Source organism: Chitinophaga sp., from assembly GCF_036566945.1.
GTDB lineage: Bacteria > Bacteroidota > Bacteroidia > Chitinophagales > Chitinophagaceae > Chitinophaga.
In genome coordinates this window covers 19,817-28,291 of sequence record NZ_DATCVJ010001120.1, presented here as the reverse complement: position 1 = coordinate 28,291, position 8,475 = coordinate 19,817, and the positions used below count along the sequence as shown (strand labels likewise).

Annotated in this window: 6 protein-coding genes; 2 read left to right on the top strand and 4 right to left on the bottom strand. The window is 47.7% G+C overall.

Features of this window, described 5'->3' with window-relative positions; translation table 11 throughout:
* The 4 genes from VIP81_RS33695 to VIP81_RS33680 all read right to left on the bottom strand — a co-directional run.
* Positions 1–863, bottom strand: an 863-nt coding sequence (locus VIP81_RS33695; protein ID WP_331972763.1) for a RagB/SusD family nutrient uptake outer membrane protein, incomplete at its 3' end; no start/stop codon positions are given.
* An 11-nt stretch (positions 864–874) separates the two neighbouring features.
* Complete coding sequence (locus VIP81_RS33690) at positions 875–4,360, bottom strand: SusC/RagA family TonB-linked outer membrane protein (protein ID WP_331972760.1); 3,486 nt, start codon at positions 4,358–4,360, stop codon at positions 875–877.
* 248 nt (positions 4,361–4,608) lie between these two features.
* Positions 4,609–5,802: a FecR family protein gene (locus VIP81_RS33685; protein ID WP_331972757.1), complete on the bottom strand. Its 1,194-nt coding sequence runs from the start codon at positions 5,800–5,802 to the stop codon at positions 4,609–4,611.
* Between the two features lie 106 nt (positions 5,803–5,908).
* A complete protein-coding gene (locus tag VIP81_RS33680; RefSeq protein ID WP_331972754.1) occupies positions 5,909–6,493 on the bottom strand; it encodes an RNA polymerase sigma factor in 585 nt (194 codons plus the stop codon).
* Between the two features lie 283 nt (positions 6,494–6,776).
* Here VIP81_RS33680 and VIP81_RS33675 point away from each other — a divergent pair, with 283 nt between their 5' ends.
* On the top strand, positions 6,777–7,418 hold the full coding sequence (locus VIP81_RS33675) for a sigma-70 family RNA polymerase sigma factor (RefSeq protein ID WP_331972751.1): 642 nt from the start codon (positions 6,777–6,779) through the stop codon (positions 7,416–7,418).
* 60 nt (positions 7,419–7,478) lie between these two features.
* On the top strand, positions 7,479–8,462 hold the full coding sequence (locus VIP81_RS33670) for a FecR family protein (protein ID WP_331972747.1): 984 nt from the start codon (positions 7,479–7,481) through the stop codon (positions 8,460–8,462).
* Positions 8,463–8,475: the final 13 nt, after the last annotated feature.

Below are 8,475 nucleotides of genomic sequence, written 5' to 3'. Positions count from 1 at the left end.
TGACGGGCCACAATGGTTTCTTTGTTGTTCTGACAATCCGGAATATCTGTCCATCCCAATGGCGATGCAGGTACATTAGGAAAGGGGCCGGGATTGATAATTTTATAGTCATTCATGTTGGCCAGTTCTGATTGCAGCGCCAGTGTGAGGTCTGCATTCTTTTTGGCATTGGCATAATCGCCCATAAAAAGATATACCCTGCTCAAAGCCGCGTAGCCACCGGCTTTGCTGGCCCTGAATTTTGTCAGTTTATGATCTTGCGGCAGATCGGGTAGGGCCGCATTGATATCGCTGATCACCTGGTCATATACTTCCTGAACAGTGTTTCTTTTAAACTTTGCATTAATATCCGCGATCAGTGCAATAGGAATACCTAACTGCGTGGCGGCAGTCGCGGCATCATAATGTTGCGCGTACATATTCACCAGCAGCAAATGTTCCATGGCACGGCTCAGGAGCGCTTCTGCCCGAATTCCTTTTTTAGCGGCTTCGGTTCCCTCGGTCGCATCCATCACATTATTGATGATGGTGTTGCTATAAAAAATCCGTTTGTAACCTTCGCTCCATTCGAAGTCGAGATTACCTTCTGCATAGGGAAGGGAATTGAAGGTATAGATTTTTCTGCCGGACGGCGCTTGTTTACTGAACAGGTTACCCGGTTGTCCTTCCGGGAGGAAGGCATCATCGGACATCAGGTCCCAGTAGTAGTCACCGTAGTTAAGGTTGTTGGCGGAGTTGAGCAGCCCTTCGTAATCGGCTACTGTTACCGGAATGAATTTATCCTTTGGCTTGATGTCCAGAAACTTGGTACAACCGGACAATAGCAGCAGGCATGTTATGATAGAGAGATGAATTTTCCTCATGGCTGTTGGTTTTAAAAAGTGACATCTAATCCTGCCATATAACCTGGCATTACCGGTGTGGTTCTACTGGCATCGTAATAGGAAGGCGAATAGGCTTCCGGATCAATGCCCGCGGCGTTTTTATACCAGTGGAAAGGATTTTGTACCTGCAGTGTTAATTTCGCGGAAGCAATTTTTTTCATCGGAGATAAGAGTGATGCGAAATTATAAGACAAAGAAATATCCCTTACTTTGATATAATCTGCTTTGAGTACATTCTTATCTGCTGCAAACCAGGTTTGGCTGAAATAGATATCATTATTGCCTTTCAAATCAGGAGCAGGGATGGTCGCCGGATTTTTTTCATCTCCGGGTTTACGCCAGAAGTTCATCGCACGGTTATCTGTGTTGTAGGTGCCAAAGTCGTTGGCAACAGCCCGTACTACGTCCCGCATCACATTGCCGCCATTGGCGATGACCATGATGTTCAGGGTCAGCTGATGGTAAGTAAAGGTGTTGGTAAATCCGGCGGTGTATTTAGGCCGCAGGGTGCCACTGTATACCAGTGCGTTTGGATCTGCCATATTGATGACCCGCGCGCCTGTCTGATCGTAATTTTGTACCGTTTTTCCCGCAGCATCATATACCAGCACGGTGCCGTTGGTAGGATCCAATCCCGCGTATTTGAAGCTGAATACAGCGTCCATCGGATAGCCCACGCGGTTTACACCATAGCCGGCTGTCAAACCTACGATAGATGGATCTTTGGTATTGATTTCCGTCATCCTGTTTTTATTGAAACTCAACGCCAGGTTGCTGCTCCAGGAGAAATTTTTGTGCTGAATGTTTTGTGTATTCAGTGCCAGCTCTATGCCTTTATTATTCAGACTGCCGAAGTTGATCAGGGAAGAAGAAAAGGCATTGGTAGGATCGGTGGTTTTGTCTCCCAGCAGGTCCGTGCTTTTGCGGATATAATAATCGATGGAGCCGGAAATCCGCTGCCGGAACAGCGCAAAGTCAACACCTATATTGGTGATGGCGGTCTTTTCCCATCTCAATGATTTATTAGGCGGATAAATGATGTTGTAGCCGGTGGTATTAGCTTCGTTCACAAAAGCGGATTGGGCCTGCAGGTAAGGACCTACATTTCTCGCCACATTACCGCTTAAGCCATAGGTAGAGCGGATACTGAGGCTGCTGAGCCAGGAAACATTCTTCAGAAAATCTTCTTCAGATATTCTCCAGCTGGCGCCTACAGACCACAGCGGAAGGTAGCGGTAACGGGGATCTGTACCAAAGAGATTGGAGTTATCGATACGGACACTACCTGTTAAATTGTATTTATCGTTGTAGGTGTAGCCAACATTACCATAAGCGGAAATGTAACGGTCTTCTGTATAACGGAAATAGTTTTTATCACTATAGTTGTAGAAGACAACGCCACCAATCGCTTCTGTTCCTTTTAAATTACCAATGATACTTTCATTGATGGGCAGGAACTGCAGGTTATTATCGTTGTAGCCCACTCTGAATACAGAAGTACTTCCCTGTGTAACGGCCCTTCGTTCTGCGCCTGCCAGGGCGGAAATGTGATGCCGGCTATTGATACGACGATCAAAGTTAAGCTGGGCACGGGCTGTATAGGACTTATTATCGGAACGTATTTCCTGTATTTGTCCGCCATCCCATAGGTTTTTCACGATCACCCCATTGATGATTTGTGTGGTATTATTGATCAGGTCCTTCGCCATGTAGGAATCACCGGAGTAAAATTGTGTGTTGTTTCCGGATCCGCGTTCCGTCTGATACTTGAGGTCCAGGCTCAGTCCCGGAATAATTCTCACGGTAAATCCGCCCTGTAAACGGAAGTAATTGGAGGTATATCTGAAATCAGTTTTGTTGGCATCATCCAATGGGTTGTAGGTTTGATCCAGTAACCCCAGATTTTTCAGCCGGTCTATTTCATATTGTGATTTCAGGTAGTTCCAGGAAGCGGAGCTGCCGTCTGGGTTTCGCAATACTTCATAGGGCATGCGGGTGTAATAGGAAGTAGGATTGAGTTGATCATATTTACCGTTGGTCATATTGGTAAATACGCCTGCTTCTGCATCCAGCCATTTGAATACTTTTACTTTATCTTTTAAGCCGATGTTTACCACTTCCGAGGTGCTTTTAAGGCCATAGCCCCGGTTGCCGGTATAGTTCATATTCAGGCTATACTGATGTACGTCATTGCCGCCGTTGGCCGAGAAGGCATGTCGCTGCTGGAAGTAGTTCCGCATCAGCAGATCCTTAATCTGACTTTGTCCGTCCGAATTTCTTAGTCTGTCGAGGGTGGCGTCCAGCTCGGATTTAGTGATCAGTTGCTGCTCATACTGATACAGTGCCTCCTTTACTTTGGGCTGTGCATATCTCATGATTCCTTCATCGTAGGAAGGGTGCCACATATTAAACAGTTCCTGCTGCATGTCTACCATTTGCGACGAATTAAGCAGCTGCATGTAGCCGAAATCCGGTTTGGGTGTAAGGTTGAAGGTGCTGCTGAAGTTCACCGTCATTTTCCGGGTGCTGCCATAGCGGGTGGTGATGGAAATAACGCCGTTGGCCGCGCGGGTGCCGTAAATAGAGGCCGCTGCCGCATCTTTCATGACGGTGACATTCACCACATCGGCGGGATTAATAAAATTGAGATCACCTTCATAAGGGAAACCATCCACTACATAAAGTGGGGCCTGGTTGCCGTATATAGTGGAGAGTCCGCGGATGGTAACGGTACCATTCTGCATGAAAAGCCCGGGGACCGTGCCTTCCAGGCGGTCGAGCAGACTGGTTTCCAGTCTGGCGCCCAGCGTTTTTTCTGTGATGATACTAAAGGAGCCGGTGGCTCTTTCTTTCGGGATAGACTGATAACCGGTGTTGGCAGTCACATTTACATCGGTGAGGGTAGCCGCGAGGGCCGACAGCATAATAGTGCCGGTACTACCGCTTTGCAGCATCGCTGCTGTTATTGGCAGCTCTTTTGTTTTGAAGCCGATAAAACTAAAACGCAGTATTTGTCCGGCTGCTACGGCGATGGTAAAATTACCTTCAATATTGGTAATGGTGGTTTGGGTGGTACCGAGCAGCATGACGGTGGCGCCGGGCAAAGGTGCGCCGGAGCTGTCGGTTACATGACCGGTTACGGGTGATGCGACGAAGTTGTCTGCTATGCCGATTTGCGTAATCCGTTTACCCGACAACATAATGGTGTTGCCGGCAATTTTGTAATTAAATGGCTGGTCTTTCAACATCAGGTCCAGAAAGGTGAGCAGCGGCATGTCGCGCACATTCACAGAAATAGCTGCCGCCTGTTTCAGCAGGTCCGATTTACCCCACACTACAAATCCCGTTTGCTTTTTAATAACGGCAAACAGTTTTTCCATTGGCACTTCCTTCCCTGAATAGGTGATGGATTGTGAGAATGTGCTGGCTGATACATGTAAGCAAATGGCAAGTAGAAGGACACTTGTAAGTCTCATAATCCGGAGCATTTTGGTTGGGAGCCGGCATGGCAAATCCCAACGGCTCCAGTAAGCAATTTTTTGCATAGCTTTGCAACGTTTGGTTGTTAATAATGGCGGTCGCGAAACCCTGTTAAAGATCAACTGAACAACCCTTTGAGGGATCAAAGGTGACCGGAAGTGTTAGTCGCACTCCCGGTTTTTTTATGCCGGTTGACCTGTTGTGTTCATCTGTGTTTTTTATTTCAGCATAGTATATTTTTATATTAAGGCATCACTACCAGCCGCCTGCCTTCTTCCAGGCGGAAATGCACCTCTGCACTTTCCAGTCCGGCCAGTACATCCGAGAGCTTTAAAGACCGGCTCATTTCTCCAAAAAAGTGTACATCGGGTACATTCCCTTCGTATACCACTTCCAGGTTGTACCAGCGTTCCAGCTGCCGCATCATTTCTCTTAAGCCCACTCCTTCGAAATTGAATAGTCCATTTTTCCAGGCGATGGCCCTTTCTACATGCACATCCGGGATCATGGTCAGCTGATGATTTTCCCAGCGCACCTGTTGCCCCGGTTTCATTATCACCGGGGACGTGTTTTCATGGGTAAGGGATACACGGACAGCCCCTTCTACCAGCGTTGTCGCTATATTTTGTTCATTCGTATAGGCGTTTACGTTGAATCCTGTGCCCAGCACCGTTACTTCCAGTTGTTTACGCACTTTCAGCTTAAACGGTTGGGATGCGCGTTGGGTTACCTCGAAATAGGCTTCCCCCGTGAGTTCTACCAGTCTTTCGCTGCCGGTAAATGCCACCGGGAACTGCAGCATACTGCCTGCGTTTAGCCATACCCGTGTGCCGTCCGGCAGCAGCACCTGGAACTGTTTGCCATTGGGCGTGGTGATCGTATTGTAGGCGGTGGCGGTACTGTCGTTGCCATAGGGCGTGTATTGGAGCCCGTTATTTTTCAATACTACACGTGTATTGCCTTGTGTGGAGATGAGGCCATTGCCCGCACTGTCCAGCACTACTTTTGAACCATCTGCCAGCGTTAGCACGGCGCCGTTGCTGCCGGGCAGCGCGTCTGCGGCTGTTTTGCCCGCCATCCTGGCCACCGGTTGCTGCTGCTGATAATGATTCAACAGGTACGCGGCAGTGCCCAGCAGGAATACTACCGCCGCTGCCCAGCCCCATCGGTGCAGGAAATGAAGGCGGTATACCGGCGCGGCCGCCGGCTCCTCCGAAAGTTTGTCGGCTTCCAGGATGCGGTCGGCCACCGACATCCAGCGTGCGTGGTCATACACCGGCAACGGGGCCTCTTCTGCCGCCAGTAGCAATGCTTCCACGGTTTGCATGGTGTCGCTGTCCTGTTCCACCAACGTGGTCAGCTCCAGCAACTCTTCCGTGGTAGCGGTATGGCTCACCAACCGGTCCAGTAAATATTGTAATCGGGTATTTTGTTCCATTTAATGTGTGGTGAATACAGGTAAACGAAGCACTGATCTTCCCCTTCTCTATTACCAGACAATTGAGCGGAAGAATAGTACCGAAAAAAAGAAAAGTTTTTTTTCGTCAGGGGAGCATATCGATCAATAAGGCCAGCAGCAGGGGGTAACCGGATTTTTGGAGCGATTGCCGGATACTTTTTAACGCCATCACAAGCAGGTTTTTGACGGTGCTCACGGCCAGCTGCATATGCGTGGCTATTTCCGCAATGCTCAGTCCCTGTTCCCGGCTCATACGATAAATCTGTTGTTGTTTTTCGGGGAGCTGCGCCACGGCTTTGTTTACCAGTTGCAGTAATTGCTGGAAATCGATGGTGTCGGCAACAGCGGTGCCGGATTCCGGGGCAACGGCATCGAGTACTTTCTCATGGATGGTTTGACGGCGTACATAATTCACCGCCAGAAAAAAACAAATTTTCTTGATCCAGGCAGCAGGATAGGTGACTTCCGCCAGCTGATCGCGGGTCAGCCATATTTTTAAAAAGGTATCCTGCACCAGGTCGTCTGCCACCGCAGCAGACCCCGTGATACGGGTGGCCATGGCCAGCAACCGTGGCGCATGTAGTTCAAAAAGACGCCTGAAGGCCGCTTCATCACCGTTGGCAATGCGTTTATAAAGGTCAGCAGCATCCATAGAATGACCGTCGCTCAAGGAAATGAAAGTTTATATTCAGCTAAGTGATGGTATTACAAAAAACAGACAGGCCAATGGCCTTACGTTGGTTGATCTTCACATGTTGACATCGGCGATACTGTTGACTAAATAACAAATACGCTGACAAGATATAATATTAATACAAAATAATCTAGTCGCCGAACGGAAAGTATGCCAATTTTAACCCGGGGCGAGGTTAATATTGGTATACTTCAGGGTAATTTTTACATAGGTTACTGTTGGGAAATGCAATAAATTGGCGTCCAATAACCTGATTCCAGTGGCGCTAACTGATTCCGATAAGAACATAGGGCATCTTCCTGTACACAACAGCCAACTCGCTGCAGCAGCCGGGCTTGCCGTTTTCTGGAACGAATTTCAACAACATAATGAACACGGCCTCTATAAGATCTATCATGAACTATATGATAGCCTGTATCATTATGGGGTATCCGTAGTGCCGGATACGCAGATGGTGAAAGAAGCCATTAATGATGTGTTTGTAGAATTATGGAAGAAGCGGGAACAGCTGATCATGCCTGACCACATACCGAATTATATTTTTATCTGCTTTAAACGCCGTCTCAGTAAATTATTAGGAAAAGAAAATAAACGCTCCGGCAAATATGCAGGGCAGTTATTCCAGGAGCCGGAAGAACAACCCTATGAAACGGTGCTGATCAACCTGGAATCAGATGGACAGCTACGCGAAAAAATGGAACGCCTGCTGGCACAGTTAACCGCCCGGCAAAAGGAATTTATCCGGCTTCGCTTTTATGAAAATATGAGTATGGAAGAAATTTCTCTCCAGACATCTGCCTCTATCCGTACTATTTATAATACCCTGCACACGGCCATCGTACAGCTTCGCAAGATCATGTCCTTCTTTTGTCTCACACTTATGTGGTATTTTGGAAAATAGTTTTCCTTTCTTTGGTAAAAAAATAATCTACCGGTCCTCTTTACTTTAAACGGGTGATACATGAACCTACAAATCTTCATGGCGGAAGACTTTATGCTGAATGACTCTTTTGTGCGTTACTGTCTGCAAAGTAATGAGGAGGATGTTGCGTTCTGGAACGACTGGATTGCCCGGAACCCACATAAGCGGGCGGAAACAGACAAAGCGCGGGAATGGGTATTACGGTTAGGCGTAAAGCTCAACGCAGAGGAAAAGCAGGAGGAATTCAACAAACTGCGTGCGCTCATTGAAACTGACAATGCCAGCGCTACCCGCCGCCGGAATTATTGGCCGTATGCTGCTGCCGCTATGGTAGCCGGTTGTATTGCATTTGCCTGGGTATGGAAAAAGCAATCTCCCGCTGGTATCCCTGCTATGGCGTATACCACTTACCGTGCCGATAGCGTACGTAAACAGGTATTACTCGCAGATGGCAGCACCGTTATTTTAAACCGGAACAGCGTATTGCGCGTACCTGATAATTTTAACCAGCAGGAACGTCATTTAATACTAACGGGAGAAGCATTGTACGACGTACAAAAAGATGATCAGCGCCCTTTTACCGTTACTGCGGGCAACACCAGCATACAGGTGCTGGGTACCGTTTTTAAAGTGCGGGCATATGCTTTCGATAGTAGTGTACAGGTTTCCCTGCTTTCCGGAAAAGTAAAGGTAGCTGCCGCCAATGCCAGCAAAGAATTATCACCAGGACAAACGACCAAAACAACACATGACCAACTAATAGCCGGCACTTTCGATGCCGCACGGGAACAGGACTGGCGTAACGGGAGATTGTCGTTCAGAGATGCATCCCTTTCTGAAGTGGCCAATCAACTGGAATACTGGTACGGTATTAAAGTACACATCACCCCCGGCCATTATCCGGCTATTCATTTCAATGGCGAATTCGTGAACAAATCGCTGCCAGACGTATTGGCTTCTATTTCTTACATCACTAATCTAAAAACGGACATTCATAAAGGCGAGTTATTTATCAACCATTAATGATAGCAGCGAG

Coding starts and splice junctions, on each gene's coding strand:
- VIP81_RS33690 (WP_331972760.1), bottom strand. CDS start 4,360: ATGAGACTTACAAGTGTCCTTCTACTTGCCATTTGCTTACATGTATCA.
- VIP81_RS33685 (WP_331972757.1), bottom strand. CDS start 5,802: ATGGAACAAAATACCCGATTACAATATTTACTGGACCGGTTGGTGAGC.
- VIP81_RS33670 (WP_331972747.1), top strand. CDS start 7,479: ATGAACCTACAAATCTTCATGGCGGAAGACTTTATGCTGAATGACTCT.